Annotated in this window: 16 protein-coding genes and 7 tRNA genes; 3 read left to right on the top strand and 20 right to left on the bottom strand. The window is 46.2% G+C overall.

The genetic code is table 11. From position 1 onward, the window contains the following. Nucleotides 1-125: 125 nt before the first annotated feature. Together L5M11_RS02795 and L5M11_RS02790 are read left to right on the top strand one after the other, a co-directional pair. Nucleotides 126-629 (top strand): DNA polymerase III subunit chi, encoded by a 504-nt coding sequence (locus L5M11_RS02795; RefSeq protein WP_105251817.1) that lies wholly within the window; start codon nucleotides 126-128, stop codon nucleotides 627-629. Between the two features lie 20 nt (nucleotides 630-649). Continuing rightward, on the top strand, nucleotides 650-3,526 hold the full coding sequence (locus L5M11_RS02790; RefSeq protein WP_263181232.1) for a valine--tRNA ligase: 2,877 nt from the start codon (nucleotides 650-652) through the stop codon (nucleotides 3,524-3,526). Nucleotides 3,527-4,119: 593 nt separating this feature from the next. Here the strand turns inward: L5M11_RS02790 and L5M11_RS02785 are convergent. The 12 genes from L5M11_RS02785 to recA form a co-directional block, all read right to left on the bottom strand. Further along, nucleotides 4,120-4,196: transfer RNA gene (locus L5M11_RS02785), tRNA-Arg, on the bottom strand. Between the two features lie 101 nt (nucleotides 4,197-4,297). Further along, nucleotides 4,298-4,389: transfer RNA gene (locus L5M11_RS02780), tRNA-Ser, on the bottom strand. Nucleotides 4,390-4,434: 45 nt separating this feature from the next. After that, nucleotides 4,435-4,511: transfer RNA gene (locus L5M11_RS02775), tRNA-Arg, on the bottom strand. A 49-nt stretch (nucleotides 4,512-4,560) separates the two neighbouring features. After that, nucleotides 4,561-4,637: transfer RNA gene (locus L5M11_RS02770), tRNA-Arg, on the bottom strand. Between the two features lie 49 nt (nucleotides 4,638-4,686). Then, nucleotides 4,687-4,763: transfer RNA gene (locus tag L5M11_RS02765), tRNA-Arg, on the bottom strand. Between the two features lie 44 nt (nucleotides 4,764-4,807). Continuing rightward, nucleotides 4,808-4,884: transfer RNA gene (locus L5M11_RS02760), tRNA-Arg, on the bottom strand. 22 nt (nucleotides 4,885-4,906) lie between these two features. Beyond that, nucleotides 4,907-4,998 (bottom strand) — tRNA-Ser (locus L5M11_RS02755). Nucleotides 4,999-5,203: 205 nt separating this feature from the next. Next, nucleotides 5,204-5,401: a carbon storage regulator CsrA gene (gene csrA, locus L5M11_RS02750; RefSeq protein WP_006082602.1), complete on the bottom strand. Its 198-nt coding sequence runs from the start codon at nucleotides 5,399-5,401 to the stop codon at nucleotides 5,204-5,206. Between the two features lie 118 nt (nucleotides 5,402-5,519). After that, complete coding sequence (locus tag L5M11_RS02745; protein ID WP_006082603.1) at nucleotides 5,520-6,776, bottom strand: aspartate kinase; 1,257 nt, start codon at nucleotides 6,774-6,776, stop codon at nucleotides 5,520-5,522. A gap of 9 nt (nucleotides 6,777-6,785) precedes the next feature. Then, nucleotides 6,786-9,410 carry an alanine--tRNA ligase gene (alaS, locus tag L5M11_RS02740; RefSeq protein WP_263185706.1) on the bottom strand — a complete coding sequence of 875 codons (2,625 nt, stop codon included), beginning with the start codon at nucleotides 9,408-9,410 and terminating at the stop codon, nucleotides 6,786-6,788. Nucleotides 9,411-9,729: 319 nt separating this feature from the next. Beyond that, on the bottom strand, nucleotides 9,730-10,200 hold the full coding sequence (locus L5M11_RS02735; RefSeq protein WP_371135013.1) for a regulatory protein RecX: 471 nt from the start codon (nucleotides 10,198-10,200) through the stop codon (nucleotides 9,730-9,732). Between the two features lie 17 nt (nucleotides 10,201-10,217). After that, a complete protein-coding gene (recA, locus tag L5M11_RS02730) occupies nucleotides 10,218-11,285 on the bottom strand; it encodes a recombinase RecA (protein WP_263185705.1) in 1,068 nt (355 codons plus the stop codon). A gap of 402 nt (nucleotides 11,286-11,687) precedes the next feature. Between recA and mutS the strand changes: the two genes are divergently transcribed. After that, nucleotides 11,688-14,258 (top strand): DNA mismatch repair protein MutS, encoded by a 2,571-nt coding sequence (mutS, locus tag L5M11_RS02725; protein ID WP_263191271.1) that lies wholly within the window; start codon nucleotides 11,688-11,690, stop codon nucleotides 14,256-14,258. Between the two features lie 132 nt (nucleotides 14,259-14,390). Here the strand turns inward: mutS and rpoS are convergent, their stop codons facing one another. The 8 genes from rpoS to ftsB all read right to left on the bottom strand — a co-directional run bounded on the left by rpoS (nucleotide 14,391) and on the right by ftsB (nucleotide 20,589). Next, entirely contained in the window at nucleotides 14,391-15,371 is a 981-nt protein-coding gene (gene rpoS / locus L5M11_RS02720) for an RNA polymerase sigma factor RpoS (RefSeq protein ID WP_028761361.1), read from the bottom strand. An 80-nt stretch (nucleotides 15,372-15,451) separates the two neighbouring features. After that, on the bottom strand, nucleotides 15,452-16,348 hold the full coding sequence (locus L5M11_RS02715; protein ID WP_219251260.1) for a peptidoglycan DD-metalloendopeptidase family protein: 897 nt from the start codon (nucleotides 16,346-16,348) through the stop codon (nucleotides 15,452-15,454). Nucleotides 16,349-16,448: 100 nt separating this feature from the next. Further along, on the bottom strand, nucleotides 16,449-17,084 hold the full coding sequence (locus tag L5M11_RS02710) for a protein-L-isoaspartate(D-aspartate) O-methyltransferase (RefSeq protein ID WP_028761363.1): 636 nt from the start codon (nucleotides 17,082-17,084) through the stop codon (nucleotides 16,449-16,451). Then, nucleotides 17,081-17,830 (bottom strand): 5'/3'-nucleotidase SurE, encoded by a 750-nt coding sequence (surE, locus tag L5M11_RS02705; protein ID WP_263173238.1) that lies wholly within the window; start codon nucleotides 17,828-17,830, stop codon nucleotides 17,081-17,083. Before surE ends, L5M11_RS02710 begins: the two co-directional genes overlap by 4 nt. Then, on the bottom strand, nucleotides 17,827-18,942 hold the full coding sequence (gene truD, locus L5M11_RS02700) for a tRNA pseudouridine(13) synthase TruD (RefSeq protein ID WP_219254092.1): 1,116 nt from the start codon (nucleotides 18,940-18,942) through the stop codon (nucleotides 17,827-17,829). Before truD ends, surE begins: the two co-directional genes overlap by 4 nt. A 20-nt stretch (nucleotides 18,943-18,962) precedes the next feature. Continuing rightward, entirely contained in the window at nucleotides 18,963-19,448 is a 486-nt protein-coding gene (ispF, locus tag L5M11_RS02695; RefSeq protein WP_168822943.1) for a 2-C-methyl-D-erythritol 2,4-cyclodiphosphate synthase, read from the bottom strand. Between the two features lie 37 nt (nucleotides 19,449-19,485). Beyond that, entirely contained in the window at nucleotides 19,486-20,277 is a 792-nt protein-coding gene (ispD, locus tag L5M11_RS02690) for a 2-C-methyl-D-erythritol 4-phosphate cytidylyltransferase (protein WP_263191269.1), read from the bottom strand. A gap of 12 nt (nucleotides 20,278-20,289) precedes the next feature. After that, complete coding sequence (ftsB, locus tag L5M11_RS02685; RefSeq protein WP_105253074.1) at nucleotides 20,290-20,589, bottom strand: cell division protein FtsB; 300 nt, start codon at nucleotides 20,587-20,589, stop codon at nucleotides 20,290-20,292. Nucleotides 20,590-20,631: the final 42 nt, after the last annotated feature.

Below are 20,631 nucleotides of genomic sequence, written 5' to 3'. Positions count from 1 at the left end.
CCGCCAGACAGTGATAGATAAAACCTCACCGTAAGGTTTGCCCTAAGCATTAACCCATACTGACTTTTAGTGTAAACTGCTGCTCTCGTTCGCCACTAAAACAAGTGAAGCAAGGCATTGAAATCATGACTCAAGTGCTGTTTTATCTTATGCCGCCAGTGGCATCGCCTGCCAAAGCCAAGGCTGATTCACCTGTTGCAACCGCGAATGCGAACCCTGCACTTTGCGAGATGCATCTTCTGGCATGCCAACTGGCGCAGCAGGCTTTTGTGAAGCAACAATGGGTCTATATCCATTGCCAAGATAAACAGCAAGCCCATGCAATTGATGAACTTTTATGGCAGTTTGAGCCAAGTGCCTTTGTACCCCATAACCTCAAAGGTGAAGGCCCGATGACGGGATCGCCGGTAGAAATTGGTTTTGATCGCCTCGGCGCCAACAAAAGTCGCCAAGTTCTGATTAATCTTGCAGACCAAGCGCCACCATTTGCGGTAAACTTTGGCCACATTATCGATTTTGTTGCCAATGACGATCAGCATAAAGCGGTCGCTCGCGAACGTTATCGACAGTATCGCGGCTTAGGGGTCAATTTACAGACCCAAGACTTAGCAACACATCCACTTAATTAGTTTGAGACAGACACGTTCCCATGGAAAAAACATACGATCCGCAGTCCATCGAGCAAACGCTTTACCAAAACTGGGAAGAGCAAGGTTACTTCAAGCCACACGGTGATGAATCCCAAGGCAATTATTGCATCATGATCCCGCCACCAAACGTGACGGGCAGCTTGCACATGGGCCACGCCTTCCAAGACACCATTATGGATACTTTGACCCGTTACCAACGGATGAAAGGCAAAAATACCCTATGGCAAGTCGGTACTGACCATGCGGGTATCGCCACCCAAATGTTGGTTGAGCGTAAGCTTGAAGCCGAAGAAGGCAAAAATCGCCATGACCTAGGTCGCGATGCCTTTATGGATAAAGTGTGGGAATGGAAAGCGCAATCGGGCGGCACTATCACTAAGCAGCTACGTCGTATGGGCGCTTCTGTTGATTGGGACCGCGAGCGTTTCACTATGGACGAAGGCTTATCTAAGGCCGTACAAGAAGTGTTTGTACGTCTGTACGAAGACGAGTTGATTTATCGCGGTAAGCGTTTGGTCAACTGGGATCCAAAGCTGCACACGGCTATCTCTGATTTAGAAGTGGAAAGCAAAGAAAAACAGGGCCACATGTGGCATCTGCGTTATCCACTGGCCGACGGTGAACTGACTGCCGATGGTAAAGACTATTTAGAAGTCGCTACCACGCGTCCAGAAACCATGCTCGGCGACAGTGCGGTTGCAGTGCATCCCGATGATGAACGCTATCAAGCGCTAGTCGGTAAGTTTATTCTGTTGCCGATTGTTAACCGCCGCATTCCTATCGTGGCCGACGATTACGTCGACATGGCCTTTGGTACAGGGTGTGTGAAGATCACCCCTGCCCATGACTTTAACGACTATGAAGTCGGTAAACGTCACAACCTGCCAATGTTCAACGTGCTGACCTTAGATGCCGCCATTCGCGTGAGCGCCGAAGTGGTGAACTCTGACGGTACCTTTAACAAAACGCTCGATGGCAGCTTACCTGAACGCTTTGCCGGACTTGATCGTTTTAAAGCCCGCGATGCTATCGTCGCCGAATTTGACACCTTAGGTCTGCTCGAAAAAATCGCACCTCATGCCTTGAAAGTGCCTTACGGCGATCGCTCAGGTGTGGTTATCGAGCCGATGCTGACCGACCAATGGTATGTGGCTGTTGCGCCAATGGCGAAAACGGCTATCGAAGCCGTTGAAAATGGCAGCATTAAATTTGTACCACAGCAATACGAGAACATGTACTTCTCGTGGATGCGTGACATTCAAGACTGGTGTATTTCACGTCAATTGTGGTGGGGTCACCGCATCCCAGCATGGTACGACGAAAATGGCAAAGTCTATGTCGGCCGCAACGAAGCCGACGTCCGTGCTAAGCACAATATCGCCGACTCGATGACATTACGCCAAGACGAAGACGTACTGGACACTTGGTTCAGCTCAGCCCTGTGGACTTTCTCGACCTTAGGTTGGCCTGACAATTTAGAAGATTTAAAAACCTTCCACCCAACCGACGTGTTGGTGACAGGTTTTGACATCATCTTCTTCTGGGTTGCCCGTATGATCATGATGACCATGCACTTCATCAAAGATGAAGACGGTAAACCACAAGTCCCGTTCAAAACCGTCTACGTAACCGGTCTTATCCGCGATGAAGCGGGTAACAAGATGTCAAAATCTAAGGGCAACGTACTCGATCCATTAGACATGATCGACGGTATCGGCCTTGAAGATCTCGTTGAAAAACGTACCGGTAATATGATGCAGCCACAACTGGCCGCTAAAATTGAAAAGAGCACTCGCAAAGAGTTTGCCGACGGTATCGAAGCCCACGGCACTGATGCACTGCGCTTTACGCTTGCGGCAATGGCATCAACGGGTCGTGACATCAACTGGGATATGAAGCGCTTAGACGGTTACCGTAGCTTCTGTAACAAGTTATGGAACGCCTCACGCTACGTGCTGATGAACACAGAAGATCAAGATTGCGGCCCAGGCTCACCAGAGCACAAAGGCGGCGAGATGGAACTGTCGTTGGCCGATCGCTGGATTATTGGCTTGTTCAATCAAACCGTTAAGACCTTTGACGATCACATGACAGCCTACCGTTTCGACTTAGCGGCCAATACCCTGTATGAGTTCACTTGGAACCAGTTCTGTGACTGGTACTTAGAGTTAACCAAACCGGTATTGCAAAACGGCAGCGAAACGCAAATGCGCGGCACCCGTCACACCTTAGTGACAGTGCTCGAAGCGATGCAACGCCTGATGCACCCTATGATGCCGTATATCACTGAAACCATTTGGCAGCGCGTTAAACCGTTAGCTGGTGTCGCTGGTGATACCATCATGCTGGCACCGTTCCCAACATTTGATGCCGCTAAAGTCGATAGCGCAGCAATGGCTGATTTAGAATGGGTTAAGCAAGTAATCGTCGCGGTGCGTAACATTCGCGCCGAACTGAACATTGCCCCATCTAAACCGCTAAATGCCCTACTTCGTGGTGTTAGTGCGCAGGATAAAGCCCGTGTTGAAGCCAACCAAACCTTCTTCACTACGCTTGCCCGCTTAGAAAGCATGACCATTTTAGCCGATGGCGAAACTGCGCCTATGTCGACCACAGGTTTGATTGGCGAAATGGAGCTGCTGATCCCTATGGCAGGCTTAATCGATGTCGCCGCCGAAATGGCCCGTATCGACAAACAGCTTGAAAAGCTCGGCCAAGAGATCGCTCGTATCGAAGGCAAATTGTCGAACCAAGGTTTTGTGGCAAAAGCTCCAGCCGAGGTTATCGACAAAGAGCGCGCCAAGATGGCCGATCTCAAGCGAGATATGGACAAACTCAATGAACAAAAATCTGAGTTTGCTAAGTTAGAAGCTTAAGCTTCTCATTTACTCTGATTCACTTGTTATGATTAGTTCTAACTGAATGAAGGGCAGCCACTTGGCTGCCCTTCTTGTATCTATATCGCTGCAATCTATGAGCAATTATGAGCCTTAATCTACGTTCTTGAGCCAAATGCCGCCTTTAACCCGAGTCAACTCTAAACACTGTCATTTAACCTACGGCACTGTATTGAAACCACCACACCATTCATCCTCATCATTCCCCGTGGTCTATCGCTCATGAGCTCACACGTAGCCCATCACTGCCGACATGCGTAAACACCACATATGTAGACTAAAGAACAGCTAATACCTCCAGAGACAGCACTGAGAAAGCTGACATAGATATCCAATGTCGTCATAGACTCTCAACACAAGCAAAAGCAGATTCTTCAGTGAGTTGAACCTAAGAAAGAGAAGTGTTTAAAACGAAATGGCTAAAGATAGCGACACCGAAGATAGCTAAGGTAAAGCAAAAGATGATGATGCAAAGTTAAGGTTAAACCTAAGCGGGTAAAAATATAATGAGTTAAACCATTACAGATTAAAAAATAAAAAAGCCCTGCAATTGCTTGCAGGGCTTATCTATATGGTGCGCGTGGAAGGAGTCGAACCTCCGACCGCCTGGTTCGTAGCCAGGTACTCTATCCAGCTGAGCTACACGCGCAAATTCGTTTTTGTACTTCTAAGATCCAATAAAGATTGAGTCTAGGATAAGCACTTTTATCTGGCAAATTTATTCTATTCCCCTCGACTAAGAGAATAGAATGGCGGAGAAGGAGGGATTCGAACCCTCGATGGGAGTTAAAGCCCATACTCCCTTAGCAGGGGAGCGCCTTCGGCCACTCGGCCACCTCTCCGCGTTTAACGCTTTAAATCAACAAGACGTATCTCGTTAACTATATTGGTGCGCGTGGAAGGAGTCGAACCTCCGACCGCCTGGTTCGTAGCCAGGTACTCTATCCAGCTGAGCTACACGCGCATRTTAAACGGTAAAACACTAATACGACCTAAATCATATTAATTTAAATTGGTGCGCGTGGAAGGAGTCGAACCTCCGACCGCCTGGTTCGTAGCCAGGTACTCTATCCAGCTGAGCTACACGCGCATGTTAAACGGTAAAACATTAATACGATTTAAATTATATTAATTTAAATTGGTGCGCGTGGAAGGAGTCGAACCTCCGACCGCCTGGTTCGTAGCCAGGTACTCTATCCAGCTGAGCTACACGCGCGACTTGTATCTAAATTTACTTTTACATCAAACACTAATAAAAAATGGTGCGCGTGGAAGGAGTCGAACCTCCGACCGCCTGGTTCGTAGCCAGGTACTCTATCCAGCTGAGCTACACGCGCACTGTTTTCTATCAGTAAGAAATGGCGGAGAAGGAGGGATTCGAACCCTCGATGGGAGTTAAAGCCCATACTCCCTTAGCAGGGGAGCGCCTTCGGCCACTCGGCCACCTCTCCGTTTTCTTGGCGCACATATTACTGTTTGACGAAAATAAGTCAAACCCTTTTTCCGAAACAGATTCCATTTGAACTGTTTTTAATCACATTGCTGTTATATCAAGCCAATGTATTGATTTACGCCAATCTTTCGGTCTAAAAAATAAAAAAGCCAGTTAAAAAACTGACTCTTCTGTTGCCGTAGTACGCTTGCCAAAACAAGGTACTAAAAGTTACCACCTTCCGATGGTGTACCTGATTTTTCAGATTGAATGCGTTGGTAGATTTCTTCGCGATGAACAGAAACCTCTTTTGGTGCATTCACACCAATACGCACTTGATTGCCTTTTACCCCTAGCACTGTAACTGTGACTTCATCACCAATCATCAGTGTTTCGCCAACACGACGAGTCAAAATCAGCATTCGATAGCTCCTTTATTTCTTAATTCAGCTTACACACGGCACTCATCCGGTAGATGGGCTTATTATAAGGTCAGCTTAGTACAAATTAATAGTATTCAATACTCAAACGGTTATTTAATTACACCTTATTTAGCTCGAAAGCGTGATGTAACGCCCGAACCGCCTTGTGTAAGTCCCTTTCATCGATAACGGTTGATAATTTACTCTCTGACGTCGTGAGTAACTTAGCATGAATAGTTTCATTACCCAAGACTTCTAACATCTTAGTCAATAATCCCATTTTTGCCTGTAAACCTTTGCCAACTAAAGATACTTTTGCACGTTGACGTTCGATAATCAATGGCCCGAGTGCGAGGCTTTCACTTAAGCCTTCGAGCTCATTAAGTAGAGTATCGACCTTAGCTTCAGCGAGCATAAAACTGACGCGACCCGAAGGATCATCCTCATGGATCCTCAATGGAGAAATAAATTCCACATCGATTTCCAATCGCGTTAAGCAGCCTAACAGCGCTTGATAACGTTCACTGGTGGTAAACAGCCCTTCAATCGTTAGCGTTGCCAGCGCCTTATTAATCGCGATACCTTGCACTAACGAGGCAATAGTTAATTCCGACTCGTCGCCAAATTGGATTAACGTCCCCTGCCCAGCTTCAAAGCTCGACAATACTCGCAGCGGTACGCGAAAACGCTCGGCGTATTCAACAGAATCGGGATGCAATACTTTAGCGCCGAGCTTTGCCATTTCGAGCATCACATCAAACCCAATCACATCGAGGCGACGTGCACTGCTATCAATATTCGGATCTGTGGTAAATACCCCAGCCACATCGGTAAAAATCTGGCATTCATCGGCTTCTAACGCTGCCGCTAAGGCTACTGCAGTGGTATCTGAACCACCGCGTCCTAAGGTGGTCACTTCGCCTTGAGGATCGATGCCCTGAAACCCTGCAACGATCGGCACAACACCATCGGCAAGCAAAGACTGCAAATATTCAGTATCAACTCGCTCAATGCTGGCGCGGCCAAATTGACTATTTGTATGAATTTGCACTTGATCGCCCGTAAGGGATTTTGCTTTTATGCCGCGACGTTGTAGCGCCATCGACATCAAAGCAATACTCACTTGCTCACCCGTCGATACTAGCATGTCTAACTCGCGCGCCGAGGCGCGCGGATTAATTTGTGCTGCAAGTGCAAACAGGCGATTCGTCTCACCCGCCATCGCGGATAAAACTAAGACTTGCTGCTCACCATTGTGAGCTGACTTTGTAATCTGCTCAGCGACCGCTTCGATACGTTCAATAGAACCCACCGAAGTACCGCCGAACTTTTTCACAAAAAGCTTGCTACCACTAAGCTTTCGTTTTTGGGGCACAGCAACCTCTTAAGCTAGACGCTCAGTAATCCAAGGTAATACTTGAGCCAATGCCGCATCCAGATTTTCTGGCTGGCTACCGCCCGCTTGAGCCATATCAGGACGACCACCGCCTTTACCGCCCACTTGTGCAGCGACCATAGCGACGAGCTCACCCGCTTTGACTTTACCGATCAGATCGTTACTCACACCCGCGATCAGGTTAACTTTCCCTTCCTGCGCAGTACCAAGCACGATAATGGCCGATTTCAATTTCTGTTTTAATTCATCTTGCAAGCCGCGTAATGAACTTGCCTCAACGCCGTCTAATTTTTTGATCAGTACGTTAACGCCATTAACTATAACGGCATCGCCCACTAAGTCTGCACTCGCTGCGGCCGCTAGCTTATCTTTCAGCTGCGCCATTTCTTTTTCGAGTTGCTTCATCTTATCGAGCTGCACTTTTAACTTAGCCACCACTGAGTTGGCATCGCCTTTCAATAAGGCTGCAGCTTCTTCCAGTTCAGCTTGTTGCTGCGCCACAAAAGCCATAGCGGCAGCACCAGTCACGGCTTCGATACGACGTACACCTGCAGCAATACCCGCTTCTGAGGTGATCTTAAATAAGCCGATGTCGCCAGTGCGGCCCACATGGGTGCCGCCACACAATTCGATAGAGAAATCGCCCATAGTCACAACACGCACTTGTGAATCATATTTCTCACCAAAAAGTGCCATAGCGCCTTTCTCTTTAGCTTCATCTATGCCCATTTCAGCGGTTTTAAGTTCATGGTTACGACGAATTTGAGTGTTAACTAATTCTTCAACTTCTTTTAATTCAGCAGCTTTTACGCCTTCGAAATGGGAGAAGTCAAAACGTAAACGCTCAGGATCAACCAAAGAACCTTTTTGCGAGACATGAGTACCGAGCACTTGACGCAGTGCGGCATGCAGTAAATGCGTAACAGAATGGTTTAACTGAGTACGGTGACGCAGTTTTTTGTCCACTTTCGCTTCAATAACTTGGCCAACGCTCAAGCTACCTGTAGCCAAAACACCTTGATGGCCCGTTGCTTGACCATACTTTTGCGTATCGTTTACCGTAAACTCAATACCGTTTGCAACCAATTGGCCTTTATCGCCTACTTGACCGCCAGATTCCGCGTAGAAAGGTGTTACATCGAGCACGACAACGGCTTCATCACCCGCTTTGATCGCCGTCACTGACTCACCATTTTGATAAATCGCGGTGACCTTAGCTTGACCCGCTAATTCGGTGTAACCACTAAATGCAGTTTCAGTATCAATTTTCAGCGCAGCGTTATAATCTGCACCAAAGTTACCGGCAGCTTGTGCGCGGCTACGTTGCTCAGCCATGGCGACTTCGAAACCGGCTTCATCGACAATGATGTTGCGCTCACGGCAGACATCAGCGGTCAAATCCATTGGGAAGCCATAGGTGTCATACAGCTTAAATACGGTTTCGCCGTCTAAGGTGTCACCTTTCAACTCGTTTAAGGCCGTATCTAAAATACCTAAACCACGTTCAAGCGTACGGGCAAATTGCTCTTCTTCCGCTTTCAGTGCCTTTTCAACAATCGCTTGAGTCTCAGCTAACCCTTTTGCTGCATCGCCCATCACCGCAATCAAAGACGGAACCAGCTTGTAGAAGAAAGCTTCGGTCGCACCTAACTTGTTACCATGGCGAACTGCACGGCGAATAATACGGCGCAGCACATAACCACGGCCTTCGTTCGACGGCATAACGCCATCGGCAATTAAAAATGCACATGAACGGATATGATCGGCAATGACTCGCAGCGACTTTTCAGATAAATCACTAACACCAATGACCTCTGCGGCTTTAGCAATCAAAGTACGGAAAATATCGATTTCGTAGTTAGAATGTACGCCCTGCATAATCGCAGCAATACGCTCAATCCCCATACCTGTATCAACCGAGGGCTTAGGCAAAGGTAACATTTCACCCGATGCTTGACGGTTGTACTGCATGAAAACGATGTTCCAGATTTCGATGAAACGATCACCATCCTCTTCAGGACTGCCAGGACGTCCGCCCCAAATATGATCACCATGGTCATAAAAAATCTCAGTACATGGACCACAAGGACCGGTATCACCCATTTGCCAGAAGTTATCTGACGCAAAGGCAGCACCTTTATTGTCACCGATACGTATGATGTTCTCGGCAGCGACACCAATTTTTTTATTCCAGATTTCAAAGGCTTCATCATCTGTCTGATAAATAGTGACGCACAGACGTTCCTTAGGCAGCTTTAACGTTTCAGTTAAAAAAGTCCAACCCAAACGAATCGCTTCTTCTTTGAAATAATCACCAAAACTGAAGTTACCTAGCATTTCGAAAAAGGTGTGATGACGTGCTGTGTAGCCAACGTTATCCAAATCGTTATGTTTACCACCGGCGCGTACACAACGTTGAGCAGTGGTCGCACGCGTATAATTGCGTTTGTCCATGCCAAGAAACACGTCCTTGAACTGGTTCATGCCTGCATTGGTAAATAAAAGTGTGGGATCGTTGCCTGGCACTAATGAACTACTGTCCACAACTTGATGACCATTGCTGCGGAAAAATTCGAGGAAAGCGCTTCTGAGCTCTGCTGTAGTTTGATACATGAAATCATCCTGAATTGGGTAAGCATTACCAGCTACGCCTTAGGCTAGCCGTATTTCTATTTGCCCAGCATTATAAGCAGACTAAGGAAGGACGACCAGTCTTGATTGGTGATATACACATCAGGAATTTAATATTTTAACGTGAATCGCCCACACCAGAGTCACTAGAAGCAAAACGACAGGATAAAGCACAAATAAAGACGGCGTAAGTTTATCGCGGCACGGACAATATTTAAGCAAGTGAGTCTAATGTGAAGTATGAAATTGACAATACCCATTGATGATATTTAGATGAGCTTTTACAGTATTAGCTTCAAATTTAATAATCTTCATCGAGATCATTGGGATCTGAATCTAGTGCGTAAGTGATTTGATCGTAGCTAAAGCCTTGGCCCATTAAAAAACGCACTCGTTTGGCCTTTTCCTTTGCGATGAGATCCCGAGCTTTAGAGCCCTTCACTTCTGTTACGCGAGGTACACCGTATTTCTTGGTGGCTTTATCTTTTGCTAGCTCAAACCAGTCACAATCACAATTAACCAAAGCAGCTTCAATACAGTCTTTAGATAAGCCTTTCTGTGCGATTGCTTGGCGGATGCGTATTGCACCGTGGCCTCGACTGATGTGGCTACGCACCAACAGTTCGGCATAACGAGCATCATTAATAAAACCGGAGGATTCGCAAGCATCGAGTACAGGTTCGATATCGTTAAGTTCGAAACCTTTTTCGAGCAATTTATCGCGGATTTGTAAACGGGAATAATCGCGGCGCGCTAACAGCGCGACCGCAATTTGATGGGCTGACTGACTCAGAATACTTCGCCTGTCTCTAAATCAATATTGTCCTCAGTACTATCATCAGCTTTAGAAGCCAAGGCACTCGGATTACTCAAAAGCAACTCACGTAGCGTCTTGTCAATTTCAGCAGCAATAGCTGGGTTTTCAGTCAGATATTTGCCAGCATTAGCACGACCTTGGCCGATTTTATCGCCTTTATAGCTGTACCAAGCGCCCGCTTTTTCAATCAACTTATGGGCTACGCCTAAGTCTACTAACTCACCAGTACGGTTAATACCTTGGCCATAAAGGATTTGGAACTCAGCTTGCTTAAACGGCGCTGCAACCTTGTTTTTCACCACTTTAACGCGAGTTTCGTTACCGACCACTTCATCGCCGTCTTTAATGGCACCAGTGCGGCGAATGTCTAGGCGAACAGAAGCATAAAACTTCAGCGCATTACCACCGGTTGTAGTTTCTGGGTTACCGAACATCACACCAATCTTCATCCGAATTTGGTTGATGAAGATAAGTAAGGTGTTAGATTGCTTTAAGTTACCCGCAAGTTTACGCATAGCTTGGCTCATCATACGCGCCGCTAGGCCCATGTGAGAATCACCAATTTCGCCTTCGATTTCAGCTTTAGGCGTTAATGCCGCCACTGAGTCGACTACGATAACGTCAACAGCACCTGAGCGAGTTAAAGCATCACAAATCTCAAGCGCTTGCTCGCCGGTATCCGGTTGCGAACACAGCAGGTTATCAATATCTACGCCCAATTTTTTAGCATAAATAGGGTCTAACGCATGCTCTGCATCGATAAAGGCACAGGTTTTGCCTTCACGTTGCGCTGCCGCAATCACTTCTAAAGTCAGTGTTGTTTTACCTGATGATTCAGGACCATAGATCTCAACGATACGACCCATTGGCAAACCGCCAGCACCTAAAGCAACGTCCAGAGACAGAGAACCGGTAGAAATGGTCTCAACATCCATAGAGCGATCTTCGCCCAGCTTCATGATGGAGCCTTTACCAAATTGTTTCTCAATTTGGATCAATACCGCAGCAAGTGCTTTCTCTTTATTTGGATCGACCTTCATTCCTGTTCCCTCATCAAGACAAGCATTAAGCTGTCAAAAGTGATATTCAATTTACAAACGGGTAATTCAAAAAGCCGCGCTTTTTGTCTTAATTCTGCTGACTAGTATACTGTACAATCATACAGTATCAAGACCTGTGACTGAATTATTTTTAGCTGATAGGATTTTTAATATGGCCAAGGTTTTAGCGAATATCAAATCAGATAATAGCTCCCTTTGATCAATATCCATCGTTAAGGGCTCAATTTTCGCTAAATTATTGCTAAGATTGGCGCAACAAATTTTGCGTGGTCTTTTTAGCTGAAAATTGTACAGCAGTCTTCCGCTTCCATAGCGCTTAATCACCCTTAACCACACAAACTGTATCGCCTTTAGGCAGTCACAACGGACGATAACGATTTAATGAATGTAATTGATACCGATGATTTAGAAAAACATACTCCTATGATGCGTCAGTACTTGACGATGAAAGCAGAACATCACGATATGTTGCTGTTTTATCGCATGGGTGACTTCTACGAGTTGTTTTATGACGATGCTAAACGCGCTTCTGAGCTGTTAGGCATTTCACTCACTGCGCGCGGTAAAAGTGGTGGCGATCCTATTCCGATGGCGGGACTTCCTTACCATGCTGTGGAAGGCTATCTTGCAAAATTAGTTCAAATTGGTCAATCAGTTGCGATTTGCGAACAGATTGGCGATCCCGCGACATCTAAAGGGCCAGTAGAACGTAAAGTGGTGCGAATTGTCACGCCAGGCACTTTAACCGACGAAGCGTTGCTGCAGGAACGCCAAGACAATCTGTTAGCCGCGGTTTATCAAGGTAAAGTTGGTTTTGGTTATGCCACATTAGATGTTTCATCCGGACGTTTTGTGATTGCAGAGCTCAACACACGAGAGTCATTAGAAGCAGAATTGCAACGCACTAATCCCGTTGAAATTCTCTACAGTGAAGACTTTGGCGAACTAGATCTACTTAACGGTTTTAAAGGCAAACGCCGTCGCCCCGAGTGGGAATTTGATTACGATACGAGTATCAAGTTACTACTGGCCCAGTTTGGCACTAAAGACTTACATGGTTTTGGCATCGCAGATGCACGTTTATCACTGCAGGCTGCGGGTTGCTTGATGCAATATGTAAAAGACACACAGCGCACGGCACTGCCCCATATCAATGCCATTATCCGTTTCAATCAAACCGATAGTATAGTACTCGATGCGGCAACTCGCCGAAATTTAGAATTAACTCAAAACCTTGCCGGTGGCCGCGATAATACCTTAGCGGCAGTATTGGATAATACGGCAACGCCTATGGGCAGCCGTATGTTACAACGCTGGATCCATCAGCCTCTGCGAGATCCTAAGCAAATCAAGGCGCGCCAACAGGCGGTGACTGAACTCCTCGATACCGCTGCCCACGAAAGTTTGCATGAGCAGTTAAAGGCACTTGGCGATATCGAACGTATCATGGCAAGACTCGCGCTGCGTACCGCTCGCCCAAGAGACTTTGCACGTTTACGTCAAGCACTGGGCTTATTGCCTGAATTACAACAGAGTTTAAGTACACTGAGCGCGCCGCACACGACTCAATTGCGTCAACACTTAGGTGAGTTCCCCACCGAGCAAGCCCTACTTGAGCGCGCGATAGTCGATAATCCTCCCATGCTTATCCGCGATGGCGGAGTGATCCGTGAAGGCTACAACAGCGAACTAGATGAATGGCGCGGCCTGAGCGAAGGAGCGAGTGATTACTTAGTACAACTTGAAGCCAGAGAAAAAGAACGTACTGGCATCAATACACTTAAAGTCGGCTATAACCGCGTACACGGCTATTACATCGAAGTGAGCCGTCTGCAATCCTCACAAGTACCGCTCAATTATCAACGACGCCAAACACTTAAGAATATGGAGCGTTATATCACGCCCGAACTTAAGGAATACGAAGAAAAAGTCCTCTCGAGCCAAGGTAAAGCCCTGGCACTCGAAAAGCAGTTATGGGAACAGTTATTCGATCTTATTCTGCCAAAATTGCATGAATTACAGGCTTTTGCTAGAGCAGCGGCTGAGCTTGATGTACTGAGTAACTTTGCCGAGCGTGCCGAAACCTTAGGCTACACTTGTCCAGAGCTGAGCCAAGATATCGGCGTACAGATAGAGGCTGGTCGCCACCCAGTGGTGGAGCGTGTTAGCCAAACGCCGTTTATCGCTAACCCAGTGACCTTGCACAACCAAAGACGTATGTTGATTGTCACCGGACCCAACATGGGCGGTAAATCGACCTATATGCGTCAAGTCGCCTTGATTACGCTGATGGCCCATATTGGTTGTTTTGTGCCAGCAGATCGCGCCCTGATTGGCCCAATTGATCGCATCTTTACCCGTATTGGCGCATCAGACGATCTGGCCTCTGGCCGCTCAACCTTTATGGTAGAAATGACTGAAACTGCCAACATTCTGCACAATGCCACTGCCAGTAGTTTAGTGTTAATGGATGAAATCGGCCGTGGAACATCCACCTATGATGGTTTATCGCTAGCTTGGTCGGCAGCAGAGTATTTAGCCCAGCAAGTCGGGGCTATGACCCTATTCGCCACCCATTATTTTGAGCTAACTCAATTACCTGACTTAATGGCAGGTGTTTACAATGTGCACCTTGATGCCATAGAGCACGATGATACCATCGCCTTTATGCATGCAGTACAAGAAGGCGCCGCCAGTAAAAGCTACGGCTTACAAGTTGCAGCGCTTGCCGGCGTGCCAAACAAAGTGATTAAAGCAGCGAAACATAAATTGCAGCAATTGGAGAGTCGCGATCATCAACCAGAAGGAACGAGGACGCCCATTCAAAGCTTACTCGCTTTACCTGAACCGGTTGAAAATCCAGCTTTGACTAAATTAAGTAGCATTAATCCCGATAACTTAACGCCAAAACAGGCGCTTGATTTACTCTATGAACTGAAACGCTTGAGCTAAACATCAGGTGATCTAAATAAAAGCCTAAAAATAACAACGCCCACTCTATAGTGGGCGTTTTACTTTATGGCGTGATCTCACACTAAGTGCATTTTCTGGATAGCTTCTCTGAAAGGCACTAGAAGACAGATATTAGTTTCTAAATAAAGCTTCAACAGATAAACCTTGAGAACCCAATAAATCACGTAAGCGTTTTAATGCTTCGACTTGGATTTGACGAACACGTTCACGGGTTAAACCAATTTCAGCCCCCACATCTTCAAGCGTAGAAGGTTCATAACCTAACAAACCAAAACGACGGGCTAATACTTCTCTTTGTTTTGTGTTCAACTCGTTAAGCCATTTCACCACAGAGTTAGAGATGTCTTCATCTTGCACTTTATAGTCAGGGCCAACACTATCATCATCGGCCAATACATCTAATAATGCTTTCTCGTTATCGCCCCCCAAAGGCGTATCAACAGAGGTAATTTTTTCATTCAGCTTAAGCATGCGGCTCACATCAGAGCTAGAAACTTGCAGTTTTTCAGCAATTTCTTCCGCTGTAGGTTCATGATCCAGTTTTTGTGCTAACTCACGGGCAGTACGCAAGTATACGTTGAGTTCTTTAACAACATGAATAGGCAAACGAATAGTACGAGTTTGATTCATGATAGCGCGTTCAATTGTCTGTCTGATCCACCAAGTCGCATAGGTTGAAAAACGAAAACCTCTTTCTGGGTCAAACTTTTCTACGGCACGAATTAAACCTAAATTACCCTCTTCGATAAGATCGAGCAGTGCTAAGCCGCGGTTATTATAACGACGTGCAATTTTTACGACGAGACGTAAATTACTTTCGATCATGCGATTACGGGATTTTGCACAACCTTTTAAGGCCTTACGGGAAAAGTAAACTTCTTCTTCTGCGCTAAGCAGTGGGGAAAAACCAATCTCACCTAGATAAAGTTGAGTGGCATCAAGATTTTTTTGCAGGTCATCTTGGACCTGTTGTTCTATTCCTAGCTCTTGGACTAGATCGGTGGCAACTTCTTCTTTTTCAAGATCAAAGTCTACGGTTTCTACGGAAAAATCTACTAGTGCTTCTGCGGCAGTGCTATTTATGCGGCTCATGATCAAATCTCCCAAACCTAATTAAACTGCTGAATTAGTGCAATTTCCTATCCTCCATTTGCCAACAAGGCCCCAAACAATCATTGTTTAGGTAAATAAGTAAGTGGGTTTACAGACTGTCCATGGTAACGAATTTCAAAATGTAACATTACCCGATTGGCACCTGTATTGCCCATTTTTGCAACAGTCTGCCCTGCGAGGACATGTTGCTTTTCTTTGACTAAGATCTTGTCCGTATGAGCATAAGCACTAAGGTAATCGTCACTATGTTTAATAATCACTAAATTACCGTAACCCCTAAGAGCACTTCCTGCGTATACCACCCGCCCATCTGCAGCAGCTTTGATGATATCTCCCCGATTTCCCGCGATCTTAATACCTTTATTTCCCTGCTCATTGGCAGAATAAGTTCCGATTAACTTCCCTCTTACTGGCCACTGCCACTGACTCACACTGGCTGGCAGTGTTGAGGTGGGTGGAACCATTAGCTGGTTAACGTTTTGTTGGGAACTTGTTACAAGGTACGCGGGCTTAGCTTTCTGATCAAGTGTTTTTTTCAGATCGTTACTTGACTTAGCATTAGACTGATAAACCTTATCATCTAATTGTTTTTTATCACTTTTACTTGAGTTAGCATCTGAATTACCCGTTATATTTCCATCTAAAGTCGTAGATTTTGATTGGTTACTAGATTTAGCATTAGTTAAATATAAAATCTGTCCAGGGTAAATTGTATAAGGGTTATCTAATTGATTAAGTTTAGCTATTTCAGAAAAGTCTTTCCCTGCCCCCCAAGAAATAGAGTAGAGAGTGTCACCTTTTTTAACTTTATATGAATTCGATTTAATGTGGCCTTTGCTATTTTTAGAGTAGCTATGGGAAATATTTTCGACGGGTGCGGGTCTGCTGGCCTGAAAGCTACAGCCTACAAGCAGAAATATAAAGCAAAGGTTTAAGAGTAAACCCGCATTCAACAATAAAAACTCCTTGGTAAGGTTGTATTACTGTTTATGATGAAAAAATGACGCCTTCTGTGCAAAACAAGCACTTCGCTTAACACAGTAGCACAACACAAGGTTAAGCTAACTCTCCATTAATTAAAGGTACAAATTTAACCGTTTCAATGGTTTCAGAACTAAAGCGGTCAGCAGTGCGCGTAATACGCATCAATTGCTGAGTATCCTCTCCCACAGGTAAGACTAACACCCCTCCATCAGCCAACTGAGACAGTAAAGCTTCTGGTATAGTCGCCGCCGCCGCAGTTACCATAATGGCATCGAACGGACTACGATTAGCCCATCCCAACCAACCATCGCCATATTTAAACGACACATTATGCAAATCTAATCGTTTTAAACGCTGTCTTGCTTGAATTTGTAGACCTTTGATCCGTTCGATAGTACAAAGCTGAGGCACCAATTGAGCCAAAATGGCTGCCTGATAGCCCGATCCAGTCCCCACTTCTAACACTCGCTGTGGCATCTTGTGCAGTAAGAGTTCGCTCATACGGGCAACGATATAAGGCTGCGAAATGGTTTGCCCTTGTCCAATTGGCAAAGCCGTATTTTCATAAGCTTTGTGGGCTAGCGCATTATCGAGAAACATTTCTCGCGGCGTATGCGATATCGCCTTTAACACGGCTTGATTACGGATCCCCGCATCTTGAAGCTTTTTAGCTAAATTCACCGCCGATGTTAAGGCAACTCGAGTCATATTTTATCTACCCAATTTTGCAATGCCGTTAGTTGTCCGTAGGCGGTTAAGTCAACCGTCAAGGGCGTAATTGAAACATAGCCATTGGCGATAGCATAAAAATCAGTGCCCTCTGTGGCATCCTGCTCTTGTCCCGGTGGACCAAGCCAGAAGATTTCACGTCCGGCAGGATCTTGCGTTCGCACTATGCCTTCGGCCTTATGACGAGCACCGAGGCGAGTCACTTTGATGCCTTTAATTTGATCAAGTGGCAAGTCAGGCACATTCACATTTAAGATCTGATCTTTTGCCAAAGGCTGGGCCAACAAACCTTGAACTATCCGCCGAGCATAAACAGCAGCCGATTGATAATGTTCGAATTTACGGCCATTAAGCGAAATCGCTATTGCAGGAAAACCTAAAAAGCGTCCTTCCATCGCGGCGGCAACTGTCCCCGAATATAAGGTGTCATCACCCATATTTGCCCCCGCATTGATGCCAGACACCACCATATCAGGTTCGCCATCACATAATTCTCGGATAGCCAAATGAACGCAATCTGTCGGTGTACCGTGAACGGAAATATAGCCATTATCTAACCTATTAATTCTTAATGGATTAGTCAAGGTTAATGAGTTGCTCGCACCAGAGCAATTTCGATCCGGCCCAACAGTCAGCACAGTCGCTATTTCAGCCAAAGCCTCAGATAAGGCTTTGATACCTGGAGCATTAATCCCATCGTCATTGCTAACAAGGATACGGATCATGACTCTGCTTCAGTCTTAACAGTATCAGTGTTAGCCACTACGTTAGCGTTAGTTACCTCAGGCGCAGGCTCCTGCACCAATGTCGCTTGCCATTGCTGCTCTTTAACATCTTGATAATTAACCAACTCTCTCAATAATGATGTTGCAAAACTGCCCGCAGGCAACACAAACTCCAGCACTAAGCCATCAGCGGTTTGTTCATATTTAAGGCCTTGGGGCTCAAGCAGTAACGGACGGCGTTCTTGCTCTAATCCGGCGTGCTCTAAACCATAGCAATCGTCAGCTAACTCACTCATGGCTAAGGTTTCTACCGCAGCAGCTTCACCTTGGGGTAACATCATGCCGCGCCCCCACAATGGTGCAGAAAGTTGAATGTCTTTTTCAATCAGACGCTTCAATACGATGAGATCCCATTCAGGCGTCACGAAGAAGCTTTTGCTGCCCGCTAACATCACACAATCACCCGCTAAAGGCTTAGTGCCATGGTTGGCTAATCGGTACGACACTACAGTGTTAAACAGATTTGAGCGCACGGCAGACAAATACATGCTGCGCTTATTTCTGTCTTTCACTTTTTTACCCGCCATCATTTGGCGACCAAACACTAAGTTTTTGCCATCGTGACCAAAGCGCTGCTCACCAAAGTAATTGGGCACGCCCACTTGAGCGACCTTTTCGATACGACTGATAATGTCTTCCACTTGGGTGACATTTCTCAGGGTAAGAATAAAGCGGTTACCGACTAAGGCACCAATTCGCAGTTTCTTGCTGTGGCGGCTGCTCGACAATATGGTCAAACGCTCGCTATTGAGATCCTTCCAAGCAGGCGTTTCTTTACCAGGAATACGCACACCGAACCATTGTTCTGTGATGGCATTTTTATCTTTTTGCCCAGCGTAGGTCACTTCCTTTGGATGCACCTTAGCAAACTTAGCGATCATTTCCGCGACTTGTACTGTATTTAGCCCTTCTTTGCGTACATGCAGCATATGATGTTCACCTTCACCCGTCGGGCTAAAAGGCAAAATCTCTTTCACGATAAAATCGCTATTTTGGGTTCTTAGATCTGCTGTACCTAAAGGCTTACCATACAGATAATGTAATTCGCTCATGGGACTTTTTTACTCTTAAGTTAATCGTGTTTGCGGGCCATAAGTACCACGGCTTCTACCGCAATACCTTCTTTACGCCCGGTAAATCCAAGCTGTTCAGTCGTGGTCGCTTTGACATTAATATCGTCAAGTTCCGCGGTTAAATCGGCGGCTAATATCTGGCGCATTGCCTCTATGTGCGGTGCCATTTTAGGAGCTTGGGCTATGATAGTGACGTCAAGATTGCCGAGCACAAAGCCTTTCGCTCTCGCTAAAGCATAGCAATGACGCAGCAATACGCGGCTATCGGCACCCTTATAGGCGGCATCGGTATCGGGGAAATGTTTGCCTATGTCACCGAGCGCTAAAGCACCGAGGATGGCATCGGAAATCGCATGCAGTACCACATCACCATCTGAATGTGCGACTAGGCCTGTTTCATAGGGTACTTCCACGCCACAAAGGATAAGTGGCCGCGCCGCACCAAATTTATGCACATCGAAACCATGGCCGATACGGATTTTCATTTAATATTCCTAACGTATTATTTTACTTTGATTATGACTATTTAACGGCACGCATCAAAAACAGTTCGGCTAGCCCTAAATCGTCGGGATGCGTTACTTTTATATTATCAGCACGGCCCGAAACGAGTCCGGGTGATATCCCCGCCCATTCCATCGCCGAAGCCTCATCTGTGACTACCGCACCTGCAGCCAGAGCCGCATTGAGGTAATTTTTTAATTGCTGCGCTGGAAATAACTGCGGCGTCAATGCATGCCATAAATTATCGCGGCACACAGTGGCACTGATTTCACCCTGTTTATTCGCGCGCTTCATGGTATCGCGTACAGGCATTGCCAAAATAGCACCTTGGGGGAATTGCACTCTAGATGCGAGTAACTTGTCGATATCCGTCGCGGTTAAACAAGGTCTTGCCGCATCATGCACTAAGGCCCAACTGTGCTCGGACGCAATTTGCAGCGCCGCCAACACAGAATCAGCGCGCTCACCGCCACCTAATACTGTAATCAATTTGGGGTGCACGGCCTGTGGCAAGGTATCGAAGATAGTATCGTTCGAATGTAAGGCGACGATCACTTGAGAAATGTGCGGATGGGACAAGAGCTTATCTAAGGTATGAGCAAGAATACTCTGGCCGCACACCTCAAGATATTGCTTAGGTCTGTCGGCGCCCATACGGCTACCTATGCCCGCAGCAGGAACGATGGCAACCACAGCTTGAGTGACATGCTCAGCTTGGCGCTGCAATTCAATTTGTGTTACCAGATCAGATTGACTATCGGGATTGGATTGTTCATTTAATCCAAGATCTAAATGTCCTAGCTCTGTCATCCTAACTCCATATTACTGAGATGGACTCGATACCGAGCGCTCACCACCCACGACGCGATAGAAGGTCTCGCCTTCTTTAACCATGCCAAGTTCGTTGCGTGCGCGCTCTTCGATGGCTTCTGTACCACTTTTCAGATCGATGATTTCTTCCTTTAGCACTTGGTTACGCTCATTGAGTTTGGCGTTACCTTCTTGCTGGGCGGCAATTTGTTTTTGCAGAACGAAATATTCAGGAAGACTATTACCTCCCGACCAAAGACGGAATTGCAGTACACCGAGTAGCACTATGAGTGCAATGACAAAAAATTTCATGGAGGAATTAGCGTCAGTATCTTGGATTAAAAAAATATACAG

It is taken from the genome of Shewanella sp. SM87 (assembly GCF_025653705.1).
In the GTDB taxonomy this organism is placed as follows: Bacteria; Pseudomonadota; Gammaproteobacteria; order Enterobacterales; family Shewanellaceae; genus Shewanella; species Shewanella oncorhynchi.
Note: the sequence above shows the minus strand (reverse complement) of the source record. Positions and strands in the feature narration are given on the sequence as shown.